This is a genomic window from Sulfurimonas sp. (assembly GCF_026988655.1).
GTDB lineage: Bacteria > Campylobacterota > Campylobacteria > Campylobacterales > Sulfurimonadaceae > Sulfurimonas.
This window is the reverse complement of sequence record NZ_JALSKT010000074.1, coordinates 1-25967: the sequence shown is the minus strand read 5'-3', so window position 1 is coordinate 25967 and position 25967 is coordinate 1. Positions and strand designations below refer to the sequence as shown.

At 34.3% G+C, this 25967-nt stretch carries 22 protein-coding genes; 6 read left to right on the top strand and 16 right to left on the bottom strand.

What is annotated here, in order from left to right; genetic code table 11:
• Positions 1–107: 107 nt before the first annotated feature.
• Together MV052_RS07930 and MV052_RS07925 are read right to left on the bottom strand one after the other, a co-directional pair.
• Entirely contained in the window at positions 108–1844 is a 1737-nt protein-coding gene (locus MV052_RS07930) for an ATP-binding protein (protein ID WP_297442858.1), read from the bottom strand.
• 8 nt (positions 1845–1852) lie between these two features.
• Positions 1853–3037 carry an outer membrane protein transport protein gene (locus MV052_RS07925; RefSeq protein WP_297442855.1) on the bottom strand — a complete coding sequence of 395 codons (1185 nt, stop codon included), beginning with the start codon at positions 3035–3037 and terminating at the stop codon, positions 1853–1855.
• Positions 3038–3200: 163 nt separating this feature from the next.
• Here MV052_RS07925 and MV052_RS07920 point away from each other — a divergent pair, with 163 nt between their 5' ends.
• Entirely contained in the window at positions 3201–5240 is a 2040-nt protein-coding gene (locus MV052_RS07920; protein WP_297442852.1) for an Ig-like domain-containing protein, read from the top strand.
• Between the two features lie 11 nt (positions 5241–5251).
• On the opposite strand, the gene nfo is transcribed toward MV052_RS07920, so the two are convergent.
• From nfo to MV052_RS07890, 6 genes are all read right to left on the bottom strand, one after another.
• Positions 5252–6148: a deoxyribonuclease IV gene (gene nfo / locus MV052_RS07915; protein WP_297442849.1), complete on the bottom strand. Its 897-nt coding sequence runs from the start codon at positions 6146–6148 to the stop codon at positions 5252–5254.
• 1 nt (position 6149) lies between these two features.
• Positions 6150–6620: a hypothetical protein gene (locus MV052_RS07910; protein WP_297442846.1), complete on the bottom strand. Its 471-nt coding sequence runs from the start codon at positions 6618–6620 to the stop codon at positions 6150–6152.
• On the bottom strand, positions 6620–6781 hold the full coding sequence (locus MV052_RS07905) for a hypothetical protein (RefSeq protein ID WP_297442844.1): 162 nt from the start codon (positions 6779–6781) through the stop codon (positions 6620–6622). The genes MV052_RS07910 and MV052_RS07905 overlap by 1 nt, the downstream gene beginning before the upstream one ends.
• A 72-nt stretch (positions 6782–6853) precedes the next feature.
• Positions 6854–8203, bottom strand: coding sequence for a TolC family protein (locus MV052_RS07900; protein WP_297442841.1), 1350 nt, complete (start codon positions 8201–8203; stop codon positions 6854–6856).
• Positions 8203–9483, bottom strand: a complete 1281-nt coding sequence (locus MV052_RS07895; protein WP_297442839.1) for a hypothetical protein — start codon at positions 9481–9483, stop codon at positions 8203–8205. The genes MV052_RS07900 and MV052_RS07895 overlap by 1 nt, the downstream gene beginning before the upstream one ends.
• Positions 9476–10432, bottom strand: a complete 957-nt coding sequence (locus MV052_RS07890) for an ABC transporter ATP-binding protein (protein WP_297442837.1) — start codon at positions 10430–10432, stop codon at positions 9476–9478. The genes MV052_RS07895 and MV052_RS07890 overlap by 8 nt, the downstream gene beginning before the upstream one ends.
• 131 nt (positions 10433–10563) lie before the next feature.
• Between MV052_RS07890 and MV052_RS07885 the strand changes: the two genes are divergently transcribed.
• Positions 10564–11841 (top strand): DNA polymerase IV, encoded by a 1278-nt coding sequence (locus tag MV052_RS07885; protein WP_297442834.1) that lies wholly within the window; start codon positions 10564–10566, stop codon positions 11839–11841.
• A gap of 57 nt (positions 11842–11898) precedes the next feature.
• Here the strand turns inward: MV052_RS07885 and MV052_RS07880 are convergent, their stop codons facing one another.
• Complete coding sequence (locus tag MV052_RS07880) at positions 11899–15156, bottom strand: metallophosphoesterase (RefSeq protein WP_297442831.1); 3258 nt, start codon at positions 15154–15156, stop codon at positions 11899–11901.
• A gap of 258 nt (positions 15157–15414) precedes the next feature.
• Between MV052_RS07880 and MV052_RS07875 the strand changes: the two genes are divergently transcribed.
• Positions 15415–16356: a DUF234 domain-containing protein gene (locus MV052_RS07875; protein ID WP_297442828.1), complete on the top strand. Its 942-nt coding sequence runs from the start codon at positions 15415–15417 to the stop codon at positions 16354–16356.
• Here the strand turns inward: MV052_RS07875 and MV052_RS07870 are convergent.
• The gene (locus tag MV052_RS07870) at positions 16349–17152 is read right to left on the bottom strand and encodes a J domain-containing protein (RefSeq protein ID WP_297442825.1); all 804 of its coding nucleotides are present in this window, start codon (positions 17150–17152) and stop codon (positions 16349–16351) included. The two genes, MV052_RS07875 and MV052_RS07870, sit on opposite strands and share 8 nt — an antisense overlap.
• A 133-nt stretch (positions 17153–17285) precedes the next feature.
• On the opposite strand from MV052_RS07870, the gene purF reads away from it, so the two are divergent.
• Positions 17286–18647: an amidophosphoribosyltransferase gene (purF, locus tag MV052_RS07865; RefSeq protein ID WP_297442823.1), complete on the top strand. Its 1362-nt coding sequence runs from the start codon at positions 17286–17288 to the stop codon at positions 18645–18647.
• Entirely contained in the window at positions 18647–19606 is a 960-nt protein-coding gene (locus MV052_RS07860; protein ID WP_297442820.1) for a TIGR01212 family radical SAM protein, read from the top strand. The genes purF and MV052_RS07860 overlap by 1 nt, the downstream gene beginning before the upstream one ends.
• 8 nt (positions 19607–19614) lie before the next feature.
• Here MV052_RS07860 and MV052_RS07855 read toward each other — a convergent pair whose 3' ends face one another.
• Genes MV052_RS07855 through MV052_RS07835 form a run of 5 tightly spaced genes read right to left on the bottom strand, consistent with a single transcriptional unit; the run spans position 19615 to position 23407 of the window.
• The gene (locus tag MV052_RS07855; protein ID WP_297442817.1) at positions 19615–20160 is read right to left on the bottom strand and encodes a DUF2393 family protein; all 546 of its coding nucleotides are present in this window, start codon (positions 20158–20160) and stop codon (positions 19615–19617) included.
• On the bottom strand, positions 20157–20669 hold the full coding sequence (locus MV052_RS07850; protein WP_297442814.1) for a DUF2393 domain-containing protein: 513 nt from the start codon (positions 20667–20669) through the stop codon (positions 20157–20159). The genes MV052_RS07855 and MV052_RS07850 overlap by 4 nt, the downstream gene beginning before the upstream one ends.
• A 7-nt stretch (positions 20670–20676) precedes the next feature.
• Positions 20677–21357 (bottom strand): bifunctional phosphoribosyl-AMP cyclohydrolase/phosphoribosyl-ATP diphosphatase HisIE, encoded by a 681-nt coding sequence (gene hisIE, locus MV052_RS07845; RefSeq protein WP_297442811.1) that lies wholly within the window; start codon positions 21355–21357, stop codon positions 20677–20679.
• A gap of 2 nt (positions 21358–21359) precedes the next feature.
• Positions 21360–22454, bottom strand: a complete 1095-nt coding sequence (locus MV052_RS07840; protein WP_297442809.1) for an SPFH domain-containing protein — start codon at positions 22452–22454, stop codon at positions 21360–21362.
• Positions 22455–22486: 32 nt separating this feature from the next.
• Positions 22487–23407 (bottom strand): branched-chain amino acid transaminase, encoded by a 921-nt coding sequence (locus MV052_RS07835; RefSeq protein ID WP_297442806.1) that lies wholly within the window; start codon positions 23405–23407, stop codon positions 22487–22489.
• 141 nt (positions 23408–23548) lie between these two features.
• Between MV052_RS07835 and MV052_RS07830 the strand changes: the two genes are divergently transcribed.
• The gene (locus MV052_RS07830) at positions 23549–24742 is read left to right on the top strand and encodes a fatty acid desaturase (protein ID WP_297442803.1); all 1194 of its coding nucleotides are present in this window, start codon (positions 23549–23551) and stop codon (positions 24740–24742) included.
• A gap of 22 nt (positions 24743–24764) precedes the next feature.
• Here the strand turns inward: MV052_RS07830 and MV052_RS07825 are convergent, their stop codons facing one another.
• The gene (locus MV052_RS07825) at positions 24765–25739 is read right to left on the bottom strand and encodes an acyl-CoA desaturase (protein ID WP_297442801.1); all 975 of its coding nucleotides are present in this window, start codon (positions 25737–25739) and stop codon (positions 24765–24767) included.
• Positions 25740–25967 lie beyond the last annotated feature (228 nt).

Sequence of the window (25967 nt, the reverse complement as noted above, 5' to 3'; positions counted from 1 at the left end):
AAAACAGTTAATGCACTATATCAAAATGAAGATTAAAAAAAAGTTTAGTGAGAAAGAAGTAAGAGGAAATGTCACTTATTGCAACAATCCCTTGAGTCTATTTTTAGTTATTTATTTAAAAACCCCATAGATTTTTCACTATCAAAATTAGCATCTTTTTCGCGTTTGATTTCATCTATAAAATCTTTCACCCTAAAAAGGGGTTCTTCTCTTACTGCAACCTTGTAAGCTGTGTTTTTCACTATTAGATTAATTTGTCCACCGGTAAGAGAATACTCAGCAAGCTTGTTTACATCAAAGCCCTCTTCATAAGGTGCTTCTTGGGGAAGCATCTTTTTCCAAAGTTCCAGTCGCTGCGTTTGATCTGGTTTTTTAAACTCGATTTTGTAGTTAAATCTTCTTGAAAATGCTTTATCAATGTTTTCAAGTAAATTTGTCGTAGCTATAAGCATCCCTTTAAAGTTTTCTATCTGTTCTAAAAAGATATTTTGCATTTGGTTGTGCATTTGGTCTGAACCCGTAATGTTTCCGCTACTTCTTGCACCCAAAAATTGGTCTGCTTCATTAAGTAAGAGAATAGGTTCCGTTTTGGTTTTTTCACTCAGTTCATAAAAACTGTCAAAAATTTTGCGCACATTCTTCTCACTCTCACCTACATACATAGAAAGAATCTTAGAACAGTCAAAAGCAAGAACCTGACGCTTGAGCGATTTTGCCAAAGAGTACGCCGTCATCGTTTTTCCAGTTCCAGCAGGTCCATAAAAAATTATGCGTGCATCAATACCACTCTTTTTATCTTTAATTCCCCACTTCACTAAACGAGAAACAACCTGCTTATCAACCTGCTTCATCAAGTTTTCAAGTGTCTCTTTTGTTTTTTCATTGAGCACTACATCTTCTAAAGAAGTATCACTATCTACTAGCTCAAAGATATCTTGCTCTTCTACCAAGGCATTGAGTTTTAGACGTGTCACTTTTTTTGTTTTTTGTGGGTGTATGATACGTTGCAGTACCTCATCCACAATATAAAATGAACGACTAATCCCTCCAAAAGGATTGAGCATCTCTTCATAGTCTATGATGCCATTACTTAAAAGGTTGGAGCCTTCTTCTAAAAGTGAGCGATTTTTAATACGTTCATATTCATCTAAAGATATCAAATCAATCAAAGTATTCATCTCTCTTAATGATGAATCAGTTGAGCCATATTCTTCACGAAGTAATGCGATGAAAATGACCTGTTCATAATTGCTCATCTTTTTTTGTTTGAAAAATTTATCTAGCACAAGATTCTCAGAAGTCTGGCTTACTCTCTCTTCTATGCGCTTTTCAAGAAGTTGCAATTTATTTTGCAGTCTATCAATACCCAAGGAGTGTTCATGTACATTTTGACGTATTACACTCATTTTTTGATACAACTCTATTCTAAAGAATTGATCTTGAAGATACTCAAGATGATCAGAATAAGGTTTGATTTCAGGCAAATCTAAATCTAGCGTTCCATCTTGCAAAAGCTTCAAAAAAGCCGGTGTCAAACCAACTGCAGTATTTAAAAGTTCAAGTGGAGTCACTTCAGATATTTTGATAGGAGTAAAACTTTGTTGATGAATCCAACCAAGTTCAAGTAAATTTTTGAGTTCTTTTAGATGATCCAAATGTTCATAATTTTCACTCGTATACAAATCTTGTAAAAGGTCAAGTACAAGAACATCATCTTGACCTTTCATATAGCGCTGAGCAATATACTGTAATATTAACGCTTCATTAACGCTACATTTGAGATGTATAAAAATCTCAGACTTTTCAACTTCTTTTTCGTTTAAAAAATTAACTAATGTTTTCAAATATTTCCTTAAAATGTATAACCTAAACCAGCTGAAATGATGAGTACATTCGCGTTTGAAAACTCTCCATCTACATCATCATTTGTTACTTTTCTAGACTCTCTCATAGAGTATAAAGCACTCATACCGACATTGATATTTTCATCATACTGATAACGAACTCCTGCTGAAAGAGATAAAGAGTCTGAATCTGGCAACTCATAACTCAATGTCGCATCAGGGACTGGACTCTCATCCATCACGGCCCCTGCCATAAAGGTATATGCATCCATTTTTTGAGTTATCCCTAAACGGTATGCATTTGTATCCTTCCAGTCTTTTGTTATAGCATCATCAAAATAGGGAGCTAATGGTCCGACATTTCCTGCATAATTAAAATCTAGATTTTTATATGCTGACCAATTAACTCTTTCATATACAAACTCGATAGTTGTATCAGATGCTGATGTATACGCTATAGCTGCGTTTAGCGTTGCAGGAAGTGGTACAGTAACACTTGCCCCACCATCATACACTAAACTAGTAGGCCCATAAAGCTTTGCGTCTCCTTCTACTGTTAAATTTACATTTGACCTATACGTCAGTCCAATTTCCCACTCGCTATTAGGCTTGTAGGCCAAAGCAAGGTTATAGCCAAAGTCAATACTATCTCCAGTCATATCACGAGATACAGCTGCAGAACTTTTAACGATACCTGATGTAGAAATAATTCTAAAACCAACTGCCACTGCAAGCTTATCATTAATCTCAAACGCAGCTGTTGGATTAACCTCAACAACTTCAAGAGTAAACTCTTCTGCTTTGTCCTTAGCAGGAGAGTCAGTCCATCTTTTTGAAAGACCACCCGGAACAACAACACTTAATCCAACTCTAGCATTTCCCATTTTACTCGAGACATAATTTAATGATGGAATAATAAAATGTTCATTTTTCGCATTGATATCTGTTGTGCCGTCATTTGACTCATATCGCACAGGATCAAGACCTATATAGATCAAATCAGCTTCTATGTTTTGTTCATCCTTCATAAATATCATATTAGCAGGGTTATAGTATGCAGAATCTGCACCATACGAATGAGCAACTGTTGCTGCTGATAAAGCTACACCATTTAAAGATGTCTCAGGAATCTTATATCCACCCGCAAAAACCGAGCAAGATAAAGCAAGCGGTAAAAGTAGTAATTTTTTCATTTCTCCCCCAAAAAAAAGTAAATAATTTCAAATCATACCTTATTCTGCCATATTTTAAAATAAGTTGCACAAACTTTCAAATATTTTCATAAAATTCGTACCTTTAAGAGAATTCTGTTTCTAAAGTGATTATAATGAAAAATTAATTTTAAGGAGTAAACTTATGAAAAAATTTCTTTTTTCCATACTACTTGGCTTATCCATAGTCTTTACAGGATGTGGAAGTAACTCAGCAAATGAGGTGAAAACTCAAGCAGAAAAAGCGGGGGCTTATATAGTATTTGATTCAGCAAATGGAGATATTCCCTATCCAAACAACATTCTCTTTGCAGCTTCAACAGATGGCACATTAAACATTCCATACGATCCAAACGCTAGTGATGCCTCAGTAAAATCAGCACTCAATACTCTGGATGGTTTCTCAACAACTTCTCCTATCACAGTAAGTTTTAATGGTGAAATCAATGCTTCAACCTTGGTTACTGGTCTTAAAGTCTACAAAATTAACGCGCAAGCAAGTGCTGCTACAGGTGGAGTACCGATTATACAAGGTATCATAGGCGATGTAACTTTTGGTGTAGATTATGTAGCAACTGTAAGTGGCAATAAAATTGTCATACTTCCTATAAAACCTTTCGATAGTAACACGAGTTATATGGTTGTACTTACAAAAAACATTACAGATAATGCAGGGAATTCCATAGCCCCTGATGTTGCATCAGAACTACTTTTACAAACTACTCCTCTTATTGATGGTACAGGAAATCATACAGCACTTCCAGATGCAGATGCCATAAAACTTGAGGGAGTTCGTCAAGCTACACAAGCTATGATTGCTAACGCTACAATTCCAGCCAATGATATCGTAGCAATTTGGAGTTTTAAAACACAAACAATAGGTGCAGTTGCTCAAGCTTTCGCAGATGCAAATCTTACGGCTACTATGGGACTACAAGACACTACTTACACTTCACAACAAATGATTGGCGCAACAGGTGCTGATGTTTCAGCAATGAAAGGTAATGCAGAGGTCTATGCAGGTACACTCTCTTCATTACCATATTATTTAGCTAAAGGAACAGGGATTCATGATACAAATCCGTTAACAGAATCATTTCACTTTAATGGTTCAAATGCTTTACCGGAAGTAAACGCAACTATTACTATTCCTGTCCTTGCCACTGTTCCAAAAGGGCAAACAATGCCTACTAATGGCTGGCCGGTAGTTATCTTCCAACATGGGATAACACAAGACAGAACAAATCTTTTAGCAATCTCTGAGGCCTTTGCTAGTGTTGGCTATGCTGCAGTTGCCATTGATCTTCCATTGCATGGGATTGATGACAACACCAACGCTCTCTATAGGTCTGGATTAGAAAGAACATTTGATTTAGATTTGATCAACAACACAACATCTGCTGCAGGACCAGATGGAAAAATCGACCCATCAGGTAGTTTTTACATCAACCTGCAAAGTCTTCTTACTTCTCGTGATAATGTAAGACAAACGACATCTGATCTTATCGCCTTAAAAAATAGTCTTACAACAGCTGCTTTACTTGATGAAAATGGAACTCTAACAAGTACAAAATTTGACCCAACTCGAGTTGCTTTTGTAGGACATTCACTTGGAACTATTGCGCCTTTTGGTTTTTTTGCACATACATCATTAGAGAGTATCACTCTTGCTATGCCTGGAGGAGGCATAGCACAGCTACTTAATAATTCTGCAACATTTGGTCCAGTTATTGAAGCTGGTTTGGGTGCAAATGGCGTGATAAAAGGGACAAGTGATTATGATGCTTTTATGCTAGCAACACAAACAGTGATAGATGATGCAGACCCAATTAACTATGCAATTCAAGTCGGAGCAACACAAAAAGTATTTGCTATTGAAGTAGTTGGAGGCAATGGCAATCTATCTGATCAAGTCATCCCAAACCGTGTAGCAACCGCTCCACTTGCAGGAACTGACCCACTTGTAGCTTATCTTCAAGCAACTACACTCACTGGAAATAATGGTGATTATATCGCACCTAATAAAGTTGCAAGATACAACATTGGTGCTCATGGGTCTATTCTTGACCCAGAGAGTTCTCTTGATGCGACAGTATCTATGCAAACACAAACTGCTACTTTTGTTGGTTCACGAGGAACTCTTATCCCTATAGTGAACAGCAGTTTACTAAACGAAAGTTATTAAACTCTTTAGAGCTACTTTACAAATGAGTAAAGTAGTTCTATCTCCTCTCTCCAAATAGTCTCATCAATCGTCTCTAAAATAAGAGGAATGTCATCAATTCTTTCATCATTCATTATAAATCTAAAAGCATCGAGTCCTATTTCTCCTTTGCCTAGAGAGTGGTGTCTATCTACATGAGAACCAAGAGGTGGTTTAGAGTCATTGATATGCATACCACTGAGATACTCAAAACCTACTATATCGCTAAACGCAGTCCATGTCGCATCATAGGTTTCTCTTGTTCTGATGTCATATCCAGCTGTAAACATATGACAGGTATCTATACAAACACCGACACGACTTTTATCTTCTATTTTATCTATAATGTATGCAAGATGCTCAAACTTATACCCAAGATTACTTCCTTGTCCAGCTGTATTTTCTATGACAGCTTTCACATTTTGTGTCTTATCAAGCGCAATGTTAATCGACTCAGCAATAACATCAAGACATTTGTTTTCTATCTCTTGCAGTAAAGCACTGTCTTCTTTTTGTTTTTTTGTCAGTTTCGCCAAATGACTTCCTGGATGGAAGTTTAATTTATCAAGTCCAAGTGCATCGCAACGTTCAAGTTCATCTATAAACGCAGCACGTGATTTTTCAAGCTTCTCAACTTCAGGATGCCCGAGATTTATAAGATAGCTATCATGAGGTAATACATGCTTTGGAAGTATCCCACTCTCATCGAGTGCTTTTTTAAACCTATCTATAGTCTCTGCATCAAGCGGTTTAGCTACCCATTGTCTTTGGTTCTTTGTAAAAAGAGCAAATGCTTTTGCCCCTATCTCTTTTGCATTGAGTGGAGCATTGTAAACTCCACCACTAGCACTTACATGCGCACCTACAAACTTGTTGTTTTTATTTGCCATTTTATTTAAGTTCCTTTATCTTTATAAGTATATGATTTTTTTTGTCTTTAAAATAGATTTGATGAGAGTTTACCACATATTCAATGCTAAGCTCTTTTGTTTGGATATTTTGTTTAAATCCATCAGGCTTTTTTAAAACTGCTTCGCCATTATAAATCTTTCTTCCCAAAAGTACATTCTGTAAGAGCGTTTCAGGATATGCTGCGTTTAGATACTCTGTGTTGAAACTACTTTTACGCATACATCCCTCATCATCGATACAAATAAGATGATTGATATGAATACGCTTAAAAACATGCCCAGCTATAAAAAGCTCCAACTCTATGGAGTCATCTGTGTGACGCAAATACGCTATATCTGAAAATTTTATTTTTTGTGTTTTGAGTGTTAGAATCTTTGGAGTTGTGATTTCGTAGTTTTTAATGCTACAAGCACTCAACAGAAAAAGGAGTGCTATAAGAAGATATTTCATTAATCTTTTGGTAAAAATTTACCACATTTTTTCTCAGGAGTTCCACCAAAGCTTCTTACTTCAACAGCTGTACCATTTTTCGCTATTACCTGTCTTTTACATTCATCTTTTGCTATACATTCTGGATTTTCACATCCAATATTTTCTGCTACTTGTGCCATAATTTATTCCTTAATTTTTTTGGAATTATATTGAAGTTTTGTTAAATATTCTATTTATTTATATTATTTATTTCAAAAACTTCTTTTTCGTCCAACTTCATTATAAAATTGTTCTCTCAAAAGTAAATATTCAAGTTTGTATTTTAATATTTTTTTCTTAATCTCAAGCGTATATGTCTCTCTTTGGTTTAACATAAAAAGATTACTACTTCCGGCTTTATACTTTTTATTTTCTACATCTTCTAATCTTGTAACAAGTTTTACTTCTTTTGAAGAGTAGGCAATACTTTTATCTATCGTATGCAAAGAATGAATGATGTTTGCAAGATTTGTTTTGATGTTAAGAAACCTTTTCTCTTGTAATTTGTTTATGTTTTTTATACTTGTAGTGAGCTCACCTGTTTTACCTAAGTACTTTCTTCGCTCTATAGGAAAATCCATATCAACTGCAATTTTAAAGCCTTCATTATATTTAAAATCATGGACTCCATAAAGTGAAACATTTAAATTAGGGTAGCCTAGCAACTTTGCATTTTGTTTTTTAAGTTCTAGTTGCTCCTTTTCATACTTAAGCATTTTCAGATCGGCTCTGTTATGTATCGCTTCATCCAAGGCACTCTCTAAATCAACAGAAATTGTTTGCATTTGTAAAACATTTTTTAATTCATACTCTTGAAAAAATTCTTCTTCAGATATATTAAGATACTGCAAAAAAGTCTCTAAACTTCTTAGATAATTATTTTTTGCTTTGAGTACTCTTTGTTGTCTATTTATGATTTGCTGTTGGACTTCTAAGAGTGACACCTCAGCAAGACTGCCAACCTCCACTCTTTTTCTTATAAAATGTTCACGTTTTTTTGCTGTATGAAAAAGTTCTTCCTCAAAATGAAGCAACACTTTATAATAAAGTAAAGTATAATAACTTCTTAAAACTTGCGTATAAAGCATCCGTAAATTATCTTTAGAATTAAATCTATACTTCACACTATCAAGCTGTGCTACTTCAAGATTTAATTTTCTTGTATTTGTATTGTTAAGAATTGCAAAAAATGGTATCTTTACACCTACTAAAGCTTCTCCATCTTGCCCTGTTTTTATATTATTATACTCTTGTGTTCCCTTGGCTTTTCTATAGCTAGCAATAAGCTCCATCCCATTTTCCATTGGTTTTTTTAAAGAAACATCTAAGAACTCACCCGTAGTTGCTGGGTACTCTTTTTTATCATATTTTGCTGAGAGTTTTGTGTCAAATGCACCCAAGCTATACTGCTCTTTTTCTTTAGATACATACTCTTTGGCATGTGCTGTATAAACAAAAGGGTTTTCACTCCCCAGATAGCGCACTATCTTATCGCTTGTAAAAATTTCTTTAGCATCAAGAAAACTGTAAAACAAAAGTACAAAAAAGAAAATACTTTTCATTAGTATTTCTCCTCCGATGGATTGACCATTTTTGGAGGTAAAGCATTCATCAAACGCCAGATTTGGTACCAAATCGGAACTGTTGAGAGTCTTACCCACGCTGTGGCCTGCGAGCCTATTCTTAAATTGTCTCCAACAGGCCATGGCTCTTTTTTTGTCTCAAGCACATAAGCATAATAAAAACCTTTGTCATGCGAAATTTTTTCAACTTTTACAATCTTTCCAGCAAAAGAGCCATACTGTATTTTAGGCCATCCACTTACTTGTAAAGCCGGCCATCCATAAAACATAAGCCGAACGGGAAGTCCTTCTTTTATCAAAGGCATATTAAAGTCTGATACTTTTAATAACAAAGCTTTTTTCGTTACCGTTGGAGCAAAATGTAAAATCTTTTCTCCCCTTTTTATATACTTATCTTTGTCATTATTAAAAATACGGATAACATAACCATCTTTTTTTGCCACAACCTCCCTACTTTTATATCTTTGTATCCCAGTTGATTGTTTATTGAGTGTTTGCAGTAGAGTATTTAAATAGTTCTTTTTATTTAAGACAATATTTTGAATTGCTTTTATTTTATTGTTTGTGGTATTTAAAAAGCGACTTTGCTCTTTACTTAAAATATCTATATTTCTTTGCTCAATCTCAATATCAACCGCTGTTTTTTTTAACTCCGCATCTGCTTTTATAAAACTATTTTCAGCCTTATCATACTTACGTTTGGACTCTATTCCTTCTTCATACAATGACTTTACTCGTTCAAAATTTATTTTTTTAATCTTATAATTTGTTTCTGATGAGGCCTGTTTGAGCTTTAAACTTCTAATTTTATCGTGCACCTGTTTTAACTTCTGTGCATATACCTTGAGTCCTAATTCTAGATTATGACGCATATTTTTTCTATTTTCTTTAAGATTTTCAATCTCATTTTTTGTGTTTTTATACTGCGTTTGTGTTGCTTTTTTAGTCTCTAACAACCTCTCACTATAATCTTGATCTAAATCAATCATACTAAAAAGTGGAGTACCTTTTTTCACAAATTGATTTTCATGTACATAAAATTCATCAATATAGCCATCTATTGTAGCAAGGATAGGATAATCCCTTTGGCTCGGGTCATAAGCCACTATAGTTCCTTTTCCTTTGGCTGTTTGTTCCCAAGGCAAAAATAAGAGAGAAGAAAGTACCACAACGATAACAGTACTTATCAACCATACTTTTTTGACTATAGGGTTTAAACTGAGTTTACGGGTAGATTTAAACTGAAATTCATCAATCATTTTTATCACCTAAAGATATTGATAATTTATCTACTTTATAAAGCCCTTCAACAATATCATACAAAAAATCAATCTGCTTTGCAAAACCTTTTAGCGCATACGTGATCGAGACAATAATAATCTCAGCCGCGACAAATTCTCCAATAGGTAGCATACCCTCTACCACCATATAACCACCAAAGATTAAAAAGCCACTCATAATAATACCTTCTATTATAAATGTCAAAGAGAGTTGTCTAATGATAGTTTGAAACATATCCACCCTTGCATCAACATAATTTTCTAAATACCCATCAAACTCTTCTAAAGTGTCAGTTGAAGACTTCTCTTCATCTGGTATGTGCTGAAGATAGTAGATTGATTTATGTTTTGTATCAGAACGTTTGATAGCACGCATAAAACCATTTTTTCCAAGTAAAAGAAGAACACCCACATAAACAAGCAATAAAAATAATCCAAAACCAAAAAGATATGGGCTAAATGCTAAAAGCAACAAAAGACTTACAAAGATTTTTATCACTAAACCTGTTCCATCCAAAATAAGGACAGGAAAAACTTTTTGAATAGAAGTAACATCAAAAAAATAGTTCATCAGCTTATCAATAGATTTCTTCTTTTGAGATGACTCATCTTGCAATTTTGCAGCCATTTTTGAAATTCTTACAGCAGTACTGACAAAGATTTTTTGTTGAAATTTTTCTGTAATATACTCTTTTATGATCTGCAATATTGTTGTCAACGTAAATATCACTAAAACAACAAATCCCAAAACAAACATCGAAATTGTACTGTGCGCTAGAAGACTGTTAATGATAAAAGCTGAAGCTAAAGGAATAGCTAAACTTAATACAGCTTCTAGTGAGGAGAAGTAAAGAAGATAGATAATATTTATTCTATCTTCTTTAATAATTTCAGTAATCTTTTTAAAGATAGTTTGTCCTATTTTCATATGCTATTTGAACCTTAATATAAAGACTATTCTCTTTTAGAAAATGTTTTTGATTATAACATAAGAACATAACAAATTTATCTTTGCAAATTGCCATATTATTTACAATCAAGCTCCAGTTTTAGTATTATATGCGTATGAAAATCCATATTGACATCGATTGTTTTTTTGTCAGTGCTGCACGCATTAAAGAGCCTGAACTTCAGCATCTTCCAGTCGCTATAGGGGGGAGAAGTGACACAAAAATATTCAATAATGCAGCCAAAAACCAAACCGTAAATCTTGAAAATTCTGGTTCTTTTGTTCCTACTTTTTATAAAGCTTATGAAGAAAAAGATGATGATATTACTGCGTTTAAAGATCCTGATGGACGTATTCGTGGTATTTTGACTACTTCAAGTTATGAGGCGAGAGCCTATGGTGTCAAAACTGCAATGAACATTCGAGAAGCCCTGCAACTTTGCCCCGAGCTAATTATAAAAGCACCAAATATGTCACTGTATCAAGAACTCTCCCATACACTTCATGATTTTTTAGCACGAAAAATCCCCCTTATCGAGCAAGCCAGCATAGATGAGTTTTATGGAGATTTACATGGTTGGGTAGCAGATGAAGATGTCCCTGCCTTTATTGACAACCTTCGCCATGAGATAAAAAAAGAGATAAAACTTCCAGTCTCCATTGGAGCAGCAAAAACACGCTATATCGCCAAACTTGCCACCACGTACGCTAAACCTTTTGGCTGTAAAACTATTTATCCATGGGATTTTGACAAATTTATCAATCCTATTAAAGTAGAAGAGTTTGCAGGCATAGGAAGAAGTATGCAACAAAAGCTAAACGCAGCGCAGATAAAAACACTCGGAGAGCTGCGTTTAAGACGTGGGACACTTGAATCTTGGGGTCCTTATGCGAAAGAACTTTATAAACGTGTCAATGGAGAGAGTGATGCAGAGATTAAAACTCAGCACCAACGCAAATCCATCGGAATTTCACGCACTTTTGATCCTCTTTTTGATAGAAAAGAGATTAAACGAAGGATTCATATCCTTGCACGTCATTTGAGTTTTGCCATTTACAAACTTGAGGTTGTACCAACTGTATATCATCTTAGTATTGCCTATGAAATGAATCAAAAATCTCATAAAAATATCTCACTCAGTGAACTTTTCACTGAACAAAAATTTGATGCTTTATGTATACGAATGTTTCATGAAGCAGATATCCACAAGCGACTTCATATTATACGTCTAAGTATTAATTGTTCAAGTTTTACACGTGATTCTAAAAAAGAACTCTCACTTATAGGGTTTGAAGAAGATAAAAAAATGAATAGACTCACCCAAGAGACACAAAAACTAAGACAAAAGTATGGAATTGACACTATAAAATTTGCTAGTGAACTATAAGAATTTCTAAATCAATCGAGAAAAAAAGGAGAAACTTCTCCTTTTTTCTCTTAAAAATTAATTTTTAGTTATATCTTCTACACTTCGTGGAAGGATTTGTGGGTTATTGTAGTATCCAGATATACCGACAATATTTATGTTATCTCCTTCACTTACAACACTACTTGGGTCAAATCCAGCTTTACCACAATATGCAGTAGTTGTATTTCCATTAGAATCCGAAAGAGTTATAGAAGAACTAGAGACACTATCTACACTAAGAGATTTAAGTTCAACAAGTGTACCCATATTTTGCTCAAGTTCTGTTACAGATATAAACTTTGGTGCAGGAACTGTTTCATTTGCATCAATTGAGACATTGCTATCAGAAATCTTAATCTCTACAAGACCTTTGTAGCTTGTCAAATCCCCACCTACTGTTACTTTATTTCCTGCTATCAACTCTGGAATTTCAGAAGCAATATAAAGAATAATACCTTGTGTCTCATCTTGAATAGCTATATTGTTTCCAAAATTTGCTGTCACTACCCCTGAGACTCCAACATAGCTTCCATTTAATGAGTCAAAATTAGTATATAAGTCTACTATATTTGTTGTGTTTGTATCACTAACAAGATCTGCTTCTGTAGTTGATGAAGTGCTCACTACTGTTATATCTTCCGTACTTCTTGGATATATTTGTCCTTTATTGTAATATATGCCTGCAATACCAACTACATCTATAACATCTCCAACTTTTACATTAATTGGATCAAATCCAGCTTTACCACAATAAATACTAGCGTTATCCTCAGAATCATTAACAACAACAATGGAACTTCCACTTATTTCTGCTACAGTCACACTCTCAACTTTAACTAAGTTATTTAGATTGCCTAAAATTTCATTAAGCCCTACGAGCTGAGGATTTGGAATAGATGCTGTACCATCTTGAGAGATAGCATCTAGATTATCAGGCTTAATCTCAGTAAGCCCATAATAACTTATAAGTTTTCCTTTTACGCTTATATTACTGCCTATCTCATACTCTGATGTATTATTGAGATAAATAGCAACTCCTCTTGTCTCATCTTGAATAATTTTCATACTTCCAAAATCAGCTGTAAGAACACCCTCTACAGACACATAAGTGTTTTCATATTGATCAAAGTCAGTATAAAGGCTTTCAATTGATTCTACATCATAAGAAGGAGTTTCATACTCTTGATATCCATAAACTTCAACATCATCGGGACTTACAAGTTTTAACTCTTTCGTATCTCTAAATGCAGTGATTTGTCCTCTTAATGTTAACTGATCACCAACTTTAAACTCTGGATGATAACTATCACCAGCCCATACGACTATCGTACCTGTTGGATCAGTAATATCTATTAAGTTACCATCATTTTGAACATCAGTAATTGTTGCATTAACCTCTACAAACCTACCATAATAATTGTTAAAATTTTCCTCGTTTAGTATATCACCAATTTTCATAAATCGTTCATTTGTAAATTTATATACAAATGAAGCATTATAGTCTTCTCCATCATCTGTTTTTAATACAATCGTAACATTATGATCCTGATTATCTATGTTTTCTTGGCTAAGAGTTAAAGCTCCATCTATATTGTACCATATGATATTAGATGCATCTATTTCATCTAAAGTCAAAGGATTTGTAGATAAATCACCATCTATAGCATATCTAGCTGAGACTATATTTTTATCTTTGTAATATGCTTTTATTTTTATAGCATTTGTTGCGTTTATATCTACATCTACAGGTCCTAATAGGTTCATCTGTTTGACAGTGTTAGTTCCTTTATAGAATCTTGAAATTTTCCCATCATCTACATTATAAACTGCATATCCCATTGGACTACCATCTGGTGTTTTTCCTGTTTGCCACCAATCTCCACAAGGGGCCCCATCTTGATATTCTGCAATACCATCTCTGTAAACAACTCTATTATCATGTGTATGCCCTGCAGTAATAAACATTTGAAACTTATATGGATCAACAATTTTCATAAATTTTTCATAGCTAGCGCTGTCCCAAGATCCAAGAGGTTGATGATAAGAGATTATCATAAATTTATCACTATTAAGTTCTAAATCATTTTTTAGCCATTCTTGTTGTTCTTCTGGAAACCTTACTGAGCGATATCCTGTTTCAGGAATTTCTTCTGGATCTAGCATCACAAAATGATAATTTCCTTCACTATAAGAGTAGTATGTTTTAGTTTGATTATTATCTACATATTGGAAGATTAACCCATTTGCATATCTATCATCAGTTTTGTTAACATCTTTTACTTTTATTCCAGCTTGATCATGGTTACCTGGGCTAAATAAGAAGGGAATACCTTCGTTTCTTATTGGATCTATGATATTCTCTTTTGCTAAAGTAAACCACTTTTCATCTTGATCTAAGCTATTACTATCAGCTAATGCGACCAAATCTCCTGTTTGAATTACTACATCAGGATTGTATGAAATTATATTTGCCACAGCTTCTTTCATTGTACTTACAGGAGTTATCGTTCCGCCAAAAACAGATGCTACTTCATCATCAGCTGTTAAGTGGATATCTGCCATATGCGCAAAGAAAATTTGACCATAATCACCTAATGTCATGTTCACATTAGCAATCGTGCTAGAAAATTCTTCCTTCTCTCTTAAATCCTCGAAATATTTAAAAGCCTCTTGCGCTTGTTCCTGTACTAATTTTCTATCTGTTTCAGTTATTTGTTTAATATTTAGATTGTTATGCTGTGCCTCCAAAATATCTTTACTATATTTTCCAAATGCTGATATGTTTATATCACTAGCAATATAAGATATGTTCCCGTCTATCACTAAATTTGTTCCTGTTGCTTGTGCAACTAAATTTGAAGTTAAAGGAGAGACGATAAATGAATCATTTAGAGTAACAACTGCTGCTAATTTTCCATTAAAATCTTTAGTATCATTAATGGTCAGCATATTACCATCAACATCTAACTTTCCATCATCTTGAACAACTACTAAGATATTTTCATCACTTGCTATAGTATCACTAACTAAACAATTAAAATAACCAAAATTTTCTGTCTTACACTCTTCTTCTAGTTTTAACTCTACTCCATCAGTAGCATAAAGCTTTACAGTTGCGCCGACTATATAGTCATCCACTGCTACACCTGAAATTGATGTTACAGAATCATTTGTCACAGGATCATTTGTCACGGGGTCATTGACTATAGGATCACTTGTCGCTTGATTACTTGTGGAGCTACCACATCCTGAAAACATTAACAATGTTGCCAATACTAAGCTATATTTAATCATTTTTTTTCTCCTCTTTTATTTATAACTTTCTATTGTTTCAATCAAGACTATTGCAAGATAAAACAAAAACTCCATCCAGCCTCATACTTAAAATTATAAATATGGTCGTTTGAAATTGTAATGTTGGATTATTACCTCAATATTACTTAAGAATTACATTTTTATTACTCTTTTGTATAGTGACTGATTTATCTAGGTATCTATCAGATGACAATTAGCTTTAAAAAAATACTTATTTAAATATGTTACAATTGAGATATGACAAACTCTAAACTTCTTGATCAATTCCGTTCTTTTTATTTTAGAAATTATCCTCATGATTTAGAGACACAGATTGATTATTTTTCTGTATTTGGTGGACTTGATTGTGAGATAGACACCACTTTAGAAATTTCTGTACTTATTCAAACACATATCTTAGAAAATTTTGAAACACTCGATAAACTTATCACTGAGCTTACATTAAATGAAAAAAACTACAAAAGACTTCTTCGTGCCTTAGCCATTGGTGATAGGCGTATATTTACTGCGTTTAACAAAGCAGGACTCAACAATGGAAATGGAGGAGCTGCTCTAAACTATCTTCAAAACAGAGGGCTGGTACAGCTTGAGTATTCAAGAGAGGTACATCCACGAAATCTTTATCCAAAAAGTAAACTCAAACGAGAAGATGCACGGCATAGAATTTCGCATAAAGTACTTTTTACCCACCCCTTCATCCGTTTTTGGTTCTACTTTGTTGCACCAAATGCCAAAGAGATACAAGAGGGGAATTGTCAAAAGTTTTTTCATGATTTTGAACTCAAACACAACAGCTACACTAGTCTTGTTTATGAAGAGCTTTCAGAAGTTTTGTTAAATTACAACTTAAGAGATAGCCATATACTAAGTTCTGGAAGTTTTTGGAATGCTAAAATTGAGATAGATTTGCTCACAATTACACAAAATGGAAAAATCTATGTCGGAGAGTGCAAATGGACAAATCATAAAATCAACAAAAAAGAGCTACACAAGCTCAATGATAAATGCCAAAAATTAGGCATCACCCCAAATCAAATTGTCTTTTTCTCAAAACGTGGATTTTCAAAAGAACTGCAACAGCTCAGTGGTCCAAAACTCGCACTCTACAGCAGCGAAGATTTTCATGTTTTACTTAAAAACAGCTCCAAAGATACTTATAAAGAAAACTTCATCAACTAACTATGCGTAATGCCTCATATGCCTCTTGAAGGAGTTGAAATTTTTGCGTATAATGTTCAACCATAAGTGGTTCATCATAAAAAACTTTATCAGGATGGTAAACTTTCACAAGTTTTTTATAGCTTTTCTTCAAAGCATCTTGCGAAGCACCCACAGGACACTCTAAGACTGTGTAAAAATGTTTACTAGCATCGTCTTCACTTTCTCTAGCTAAACTACCAAAACTATAATTAGCAAAATCAGAATATAATTTGGACATAAAATGGTTGTCATAGACATAAGAAATTTGATAATGTAAGATATGTCTTTTATTGAGCGTACGCTCTAATCTAGCTTTTGCCTTATAATCACTTACATCCACAACAACAGAGACATCTGTGCCACGTTCCACATAAACTTTTAGCTGTGAGCGCATATAATTAAGTACCCAAGCATTCGGTGTATCTAAAGTGATAAGCACGGTATCCTTATCATAAGCATAGAGTTTGACTCTTACATTAACTGGTTCTTGTGATTTGTCAAGTTCGATTTTTATCGGTTGGCTATCATACTTAAGCATTGATCGTAAAAAAAACTCATGCTCTAAGTCATGAAGCTTTGCATGATGTTCACTCAGCTCACAAATAAATTTTTGTCTCTTGGCCACCAAATCTTCATTTCTAAACACTAAAACAGATTTTGAAAGGTATAACATACCGCGTGTATGTTGATTTAAAAATTCTATCATCCATTTTTTATTGATTGTTTCAAAATCAGTAGTAATAAGAATTAGATTATTGCGTAATACTATATTCATATATTCTGCCCTTTTGAATTTAAGAAGTATTAAGCAATTAAAGTTCCAAATTAATTAAGGTAGTTTTGAGTTTATTTATAAATATTTTGAGTATAATTGCACTTATATAACTATGATTTGTTAAGGATTAGATTTGCGCGAAAATATGAATGAAAAGTGTGCTGTTGTAGGGATTTTTGGTCATGAAGAAGCTTCAAAATTAGCTTATTTTTCTTTGCATTCACTACAACACCGTGGACAAGAAGCTGCTGGTATAAGCTCATCTGATGGGCATAAGCTTCACACTATTAAAGATCGTGGTCTTGTGATGAGAGTTTTTAATGAAGAAAAACTTGCAACACTCAGTGGTAGAAGTGCTATTGGGCATACAAGATACTCTACTGCTGGTGATGACTCTATTTTAGATGCACAACCGGTATTTGCTAGATATGATCTTGGTGAAATGGCTATAGTTCATAACGGAAACCTTACAAATGCTGAAGAAGTAAGAGCAAGACTTATAAAACGTGGCGCAATTTTTCAAACATTTATGGATACTGAAAATCTTATTCACCTTATTGCAAAAAGCGAAAAAGATAAACTTTTAGATAGAATTATTGATGCTGTTCAAAAAATCGAAGGTGCTTTTTCACTTGTATTTTTAAGCAGAACAAAAATGTTTGCTATGAGAGATAGATTTGGATTTCGCCCACTTAGCCTTGGACGTCTTCCTAATGGCGGATATATAGTTTCAAGTGAGACTTGTGCTTTTGACCTCGTTGGTGCCACTTTCATTCGTGACGTAGAACCGGGTGAGCTTTTAATCTTTGAAGAAGACAAAGCTCCAACAAGCATAAAAATTTACGAACCAACACCAAAACACTGTATATTTGAGTATGTGTATTTTGCTAGACCTGACTCATCTGTATTTGGTCAATCTGTTTATCAAACAAGAAAAAATATGGGTAAAGAGTTAGCACAAATCGAACCTGTTGAAGCAGATATGGTCATCCCTGTCCCAGATGGTGGTGTTCCCTCCGCCATAGGATACTCTCAAGAGAGTGGCATTCCCTACGAGATGGGAATTATGCGAAATCATTACATCGGACGTACATTTATAGAGCCAACGCAAGAGATGCGTGATTTGAAAGTAAAAATGAAACTCTCTCCTATGACAGACATTATTAAAGGTAAACGTGTCATCGTTGTAGATGACTCAATTGTGAGAGGAACAACCTCAAGACGTATCATCAGAATGCTTAAAGAAGCAGGTGCTAAAGAGGTACATATGCGTGTTTCATCTCCTCCAACAACTGACCCTTGTTTTTATGGCGTAGATACACCTAGCAAAGATAAACTCATAGCTGCAAATATGTCTACTCAAGAAATTTGTGACTATATAGAAGCAGATTCACTTGCTTACTTAGATGAAACCTCACTACTAAGAAGTGTGCATGCTGATGCGAATGAAGAAAAATACTGTACGGCATGTTTTACTGGTAAATACATCGTTTAATGCAACAAATATACACATACGGAACGTATCTCAAAGATAAATTTGGCGCAAAGGTTTACAAAGTAGGCATAAATATTTCAGGCTTTACTTGTCCAAATATTGATGGAACAGTCGCTCGTGGTGGCTGTACATTTTGTGAAAATGACTCTTTTTCTGCAAGTACAGATGAAGTCAAAGAGCTAAAAAGTTTTCATCTTAACCTTGAGTCAAAAAAGAATCCTTACCTAGACAAACAACTCAAACAACTTGAGCTACAGTTTGATGCAATCTCTAAGCGTCAAGCTAAAGAGTATGGTGCTGAGAAATTTCTAGTCTACTTTCAATCATTTACCAATACTTACGCCCCTTTTGAAACACTCAAAGCACTCTATGATAAAGCGCTCTCATTTGACAATGTCATAGGTTTAAGCATTGGGACACGTTCAGACAGCATTACAGAAGAAACACTTAGCTATTTGAGCGAACTCAACAAAGAAAAAGAGATTTGGATAGAGTTTGGTATTCAATCTGTTTATGATGAAACACTAGAACGCATCAACCGTGGCCACGACAGCCAAAACGTTAAAGAGTGGATACTCAAGTCCAAAGATGCTGGATTAAACGTATGTGGCCACTTAATCTTTGGTTTACCAGATGAAACACAAGAGATGATGCTAGAAACATCCAAAGAGGCATACGAATGGGGAATAGACTCCGTAAAGTATCATCCTCTTTATGTTGTGAAAAAAACTGCCTTAGCAAATGAATATATGCGAGGAGAGTTCACGCCCATCACAGAAGAACAATACCTTGATGTTTTAGTAAAATCAATCCTTATGAAACCAAAAAATGTTAGTGTACAAAGAATAACTGCAGGCATTGATGATGATTCATTACTCGCTCCACAATGGTGTAGAAATAAAAATATCCAAGTAAAACATATCAATGAAGCATTAAAAGAAGTTGGTCTGAAGTACTAAGGAGGGAGCTAATGTCCCGTAACAGTAGCAAACTGTGAAGTGCTTCTAAAATATGGTGGATATTTAAAATAAACCCGAAAGCTTTTTGCTGCTCCTGGCTGCAAGTTTTTTGCAACTATAAACTTCTTTGTCACAGTCTGTGGCTTAGTACTCATCCCTAAACCTTTAGAAAAAAAGTCTATAAATCCACTCGGTTTATAAAAATGACCACCTTTGACATTTCCTGTTGCATGCCCTTTATTAACAAGTTTTATCTCAAAAGTTACTTTACCTATTGGAAATTTACCTGTATTTTTGACTATACCGCTGTAAACAATTTTTTCAATACTTAATATTCTTTTATTTTTTAACTTATAAAGCTCAACTTTTTTTGTATATTTATCCACAACTACTACAGAGAATATAGCTAAAAATAGTGTTACTAAAGTCACAGAAAAAAGCATAGAAAGGACCATGCTCTTTTTTTCTTGTTTTAAAGAGGCTATCACACCTAGAACAAACAATACAAAAACACCAGATAGCACTATGAAGTGCCAATAATTAAATACAGTCATTTACAGCTCGCTTTTAAAGAAAGGTTATAATCCCGCGCATAAGAGAATGGCTCTACAATTATCTTAAACTCTTTTGTCTCTCCCTTAGGGATATCATACTCAAAAATCGACATTTTTTTCAAAGGTTTTAACTTATACACATAGTTTTTTAGTTTGTTTGTACTTGTTTTAAATACAGATGCAGTAACTTTGCATTTTTTAAAATTAAATTTTGATTCGTTTGTAATCTTTCCCTTGACAACTATCGCTTCAACAAAATTAAGTTTCTTTTGCGAGAGTACTTGGGTTGAGTTTTTAAATAGATACTTATGCATCTCAATATAACCAATAGTAGGTCCTAAAACTAATGTAGCAAAGCCAAAAAGAAGAAAAAATAGAGCGAGTCCAAGTTTACGTCGAAGCAATACCGCAAGTATGATAAAAAGGATAAAAAGAGCAAAAGCACTAGCAAATAATATATAATCGTAAATAAGTAAATTATGTATAAACGCAGTGATTTTCTCTTTCATAAAAGGCTTAGTCTTTTCTGGAATTTTTCTCAGCAATCCCGCTCATGTCAAATCTTCGAGCGAGTTCTTGCTTTATTCTATCTGGAGAGATATTTTTTGAAGCGAGTGCCACCAACATATGGTATGTCAAATCTGCTGCCTCATAAACCATTTCTGATTCATCATTATCTTTGTGTGCGAAACAGTATTCACCTGCTTCTTCAACAACTTTTTTCAGTATAGTATTTTCACCCTTACTTAAAAGTTTTGCAGTCCACGAAGTACTTGGGTCTGCATTTTTACGCTCTTGTATAGTATGATACAGTGTATCTATAACGCCGTAAGCCGCTTCAGTATTTACTTCAACAGCTGCGTTTATCTCGCCACTTTGCAGTTCTGTAAAGAAACATGAACGACGACCGGTATGACAAGCCACACCATTTTGCTTCACTTTAAGCAGTAAAGTATCATTATCACAATCTATAAAAAAAGAAGCAATCTCTTGTGTATGTCCACTACTTTCACCTTTTTTCCAAATACGCTGTTTACTTCTTGAAAAGTAGTGCGCAATTTTTGTTTTGAGCGAAAGTTCTAATGCCTCTTTATTCATATATGCCATCATCAAAACTTCGTTGTTACTACTATCTTGAACGATAACAGGAAGAAGCTCCTGCTTCTCCCAATCAACTCTATTTATTATCTCTTGCATACTTATTTAGCCGTAGTTCTTTGTTGTGCATTTTTCATATCTACCCAAATATTTGGAGTAGATCCACCAGGTGTTAAGAAAATTTTCGCATCTTTGTTGACTCTTAGTGCATCATTAAATTTAGTTTGTACTTTCATTTGCTCAAGCTCTAAAAGCTTTCTTGTTAAAGATTTTGCGATGAGTATATTTGCTTTTGCATTTGCATCTGCTTCAATCGTTACAGCATCTGCTCTACCTTTTGCTTCAATTCTTGCTTGATCAGCTACACCTTGTGCTTGTGCTGCTCGTTTTAGGGCTTCTTGTTTTGCACGTTGTACTTCTTGTTCTGCACGTTGCACTTCTTGTTTTGCAAGTTGTACTCTCTCGATTTGATCTTTTACTTTTTTCGGTAAAGTGATATTACGTAACTGAATAGATTGTAAAATTACAGGAGAGTTTTTCAAACTTTTAATACTCTCTCTTATCCCTAATTCAATAGCTGTTGCTATTGTATTACGTTCTACCGGAATTGATTCTGCCTCATACTTCCCAATAACATTACGAACAACATCACGAACAACAGGATTGATAATTTTATCTTCCCAGCTAAATCCCCAGTTAGAAATAGTTTGTGCTGCAAACTGTGCATTAAGTCTGTATTGAACTGTTAATTCAATCGAAACTGGAAGCCCACGTTTATCAAGAATAGTAATTGCAGGTTTTGTCGTAATGCCTGAAGCATTAGAATTTGATTCAATTCTTGATGCATAGTTGATGACACGAACTTTTGTATCAACGATATAAACTTTTTGAATCACCGGAATGATAAAATTTAAACCTGGCAAAAGTGCTTCATTTTGATATTTACCATTTGTACTTAAAATACCACGTTCACCCTCTTGAATAATGATATAAGGCTTCGCAATCACTAAAGTCAAAATAATTGCTATAAGTACATAAATAAATGCTGCTTTTTTCCCTCCACCAAAACTAAAATCTATATTTGGCATCTGTGGTCCTTTTGGACCGCCTGAGTTCCCACTCGAGTTGTTGTTATTTTTATAACCACCCCCCTCGCTCTTTTTTTTGTTAAAATAGTCATTCATATCTGATGCCATTAATATATCCTCTTTCAAATTTTCTTTCCTTTTTAGTTTATGTATGTAAGATAGTGCTCATAATCAGGATTACGACCAAATACAATATCAAAGTATCCACTTTGAATTTTTTCAGTTATCTCTCCACGAGAACCCTCTCCTATCTCTCTTGCATCTACAACAGCAATAGGTGTTATCTCAGCAGCAGTTCCTGTTAAAAATGCTTCATCTGCAACATACACTTCCTCACGTGTAATTCTACGACGAGTTACAGTATAACCCATTTTTATTGCCATTTCTATCACTGTTTTTTGCGTAATAGAAGCTAGGGCATTATCGCTTGGAGGCGTAATAATCTCACCATCTTTTATCATAAAAAATGATGCGCCACTTGCTTCTGCCACATAACCCTGATCATCAAGTAAAAGTGCTTCATCATAACCACAATCAATAGCTTCATATTTTGCCATTTGAGAGTTTAAGTAATTTGCTGTAGCTTTTGCTTTACCCATATTTGAGGTATTTGCCGGTCTTGTCATAGAGACAATTTTAAGTCTGATACCTTTACGCATCCCCTCTTCACCAAGATAAGCACCCCACTCCCATGCCGCAACTGCTGTCTCAACTGGAGCATCTTTATGATAGAGTCCCATAACACCATAGCCTAAAAATGAGAAAGGGCGAAGATAAACGTTGTCCCCAGTAAAGTCATTTTTACGAACAAGTTCAATTTGTGCTGCGTTTAGCTCTTCAACAGTGTAAGGAATATCTATCAAAGTCATCTTTGCTGACTCTTTGAGTCTTTTTGTATGATCATTTAAACGAAAAATTGCATAACCTTTTTCAGTTTTATATGCTTTTGTTCCCTCAATAACTCCATTTCCATAATGAATTGTGTGTGTTAATACATGTACTTTAGCATCTTCCCATGCTACGAATTTTCCATTCATCCAAATGTATTTGGCTGCGTCCATAAAAATCTCCAAATTGTTATAATTGTTGCTATTTTATCCAAATAGTCATTTGTTTTTGATAAATAAGCTTCTTTCATTTTTCCTTATGCTTATTTTTTAGTTTTAGTAAGCTATAATTTCAAAAAAACATGGATTATCACTTTGTCTAAATACCCTCACGAAGAACAAACAACACGATACACAGAATACGAAAATGTCGATCAAGCACAACTTCAAAAAGATATTGATGCTATCAAAAAAACTATAAAAGTAGATGAAAATGACTTTGCTCATCTCTTAAAACTTGAGAAATGGGGACGCTTTGCAACCATCAGCGGTTTTGCCCTCATAGCCATTGTTACAATTATGAACTCTTATGCCAATTCAGGAATGTCAACTTTAGACTTTTGGTTATTTGGCATCATCGGGGCTTTTTTAATCGGTGTCGGAAATGTAGCTAGATGGTCGAATGTTACGCATCCTATTTTACATGGAGCATATGACAAAGTTCCAGGTATCCCAAAACGATACACAAAAGCAGGATTTGCTCAAGGTAAACGCAGATATATTGACTGGTTAGACTGGATCAAACCAGATGCATGGGCATTTGAACACAACATCATGCATCATTATCATTTAGGTGAGCTTGATGATCCAGACAATGTAGAAAAAAACCTTGAATGGCTCCATGAGATGAAGATTCCAATGTTTTTTAAATACGCTATAGTGTACATCTTTGCAGGAATGTGGAAACTTGCATATTATGCGCCAAATACACTGAGAATTTTGGACAACAAAGAGAACAAAAGAGTCAATGATCCTCGTGCTACAAGCTATGAGCTCTCTCCATTTACAAAAAATGGTCGTGAATTATGGAAACACTACATTCTACCATACGGACTTTTTCAGTTTGTCTTTTTGCCACTTCTATTTTTACCTTTTGGTTTTGGTGCTGTTTTAACTGCGTTTGGATTTTTAGTGCTTGGTGAGATTTTTGCTAATCTTCACTCATTTTTAGTCATCGTGCCAAATCACTCTGCAGAAGATATTTACCAGTTTTCAACACCGCATAAAACCCAAGGTGAATACTATCTGCGTCAGATAATGGGCAGTGTAAATTACAATACGGGGAGTGATTTTATTGACTTTATGCATGGTTTTTTAAACTATCAAATAGAGCATCACCTCTTTCCAAACATGCCAAGTAGTTTTTATCAAAAAATGCAACCAATTGTAAAAGATATCTGTAAAAAACACAACCTAGAATATCGTCAAGAAAGCGTCTTTAAAAGAATAGTTATGACACTTGATTTAATGGTTGGAAAGACTAATGTTTTGAGGGTAGACGGAGTATAATTTAAGTAAAAACCTTACTTTCTCAGTAAGGTTTAAGTGCATGATTAATCTGTACATATGCTTCAAGAGGTGACGTCTCAAAGTACTTTAATTTATGCTTTTTAGCATATGCTTTTGTCATTTTCTGTATCTTTAAAAGATTAAAACGTGGTGCTTTTGGGAAAAGATGATGCTCTATCTGTGTGTTGAGTCCACCATAGAACCAATGAACAAATGCTCCACCACTCAGTGAACGTGAAGTTCGCATCTGTAACTCCATCCATGAAAGCTTATCACCCTCTTCTTTGTCAAAGACTTCACATCCTAAGTGATTAGTAATAAATCCAAATGCCAACCAAGGAGAAAGTGTAAAATTCAGTGTCAGATAAATCACGGCAGCATCAAAAAATGGTAAAAGATAAAATATTGGTCCCCAGATTATTGGCCAATGCAGAAGCATTAAAGCAAGTTCACCCCATTTTTTACGTTTAATGACAAAATTGTATGACTGTACGATGAAGGCTGGATACATAAAAAACATTGCTCCCCAAAAGACTAAGTATTTTGTTTTTTGCAACCAAGGCTTTTTTCCAGGCCTGTGCGTAAATGCTCCGTCCATCGCATTAATATCTACATCTTTTTCTACGATATTACACCAAGTATGATGGTTGATATTGTGTTTAAAATCCCACCACGAAGAAGAGTTACTTAAAATAATTGCAGCAAAAGGATAACTTAACTTAAAAGACAAAGATTTATTTTTAAAGTATTGTGTATGCAAAATATCGTGAGAAATAAATACTGCACGAGTAAATACTAAACTCATAAACAGACCCACAGCGATACTTTTATATAAAGGATTCACATCAATACTATTCCAATGAAACACTATGTAATATATAAAAAACATACTAACAAGTGCAGCAATCATCTCTACACTCCCACGAATAGGGACTCTTTTTAGTAATCCGGCATCCCTAACTTCAGCTTTAAGCTCTTCAAACATATCCTTTGACATACAAACCACCACATTTTTTATAATAATTATAACTAAAAGTTACTGAAATTTTCCGCTCCCATCTTGTAATCAAATTGTCACCATATTGTTATGTTACTGAAATCATTCAGGTATATCATTTCACAAACATTTTAATTACGGAGATTCTTAGATGAACAATTTTAAATTAATCACACTTAGCGTAGTAGCAGCAACAGCAATAGGTTTCACAGGATGTGGCGGTGGCGG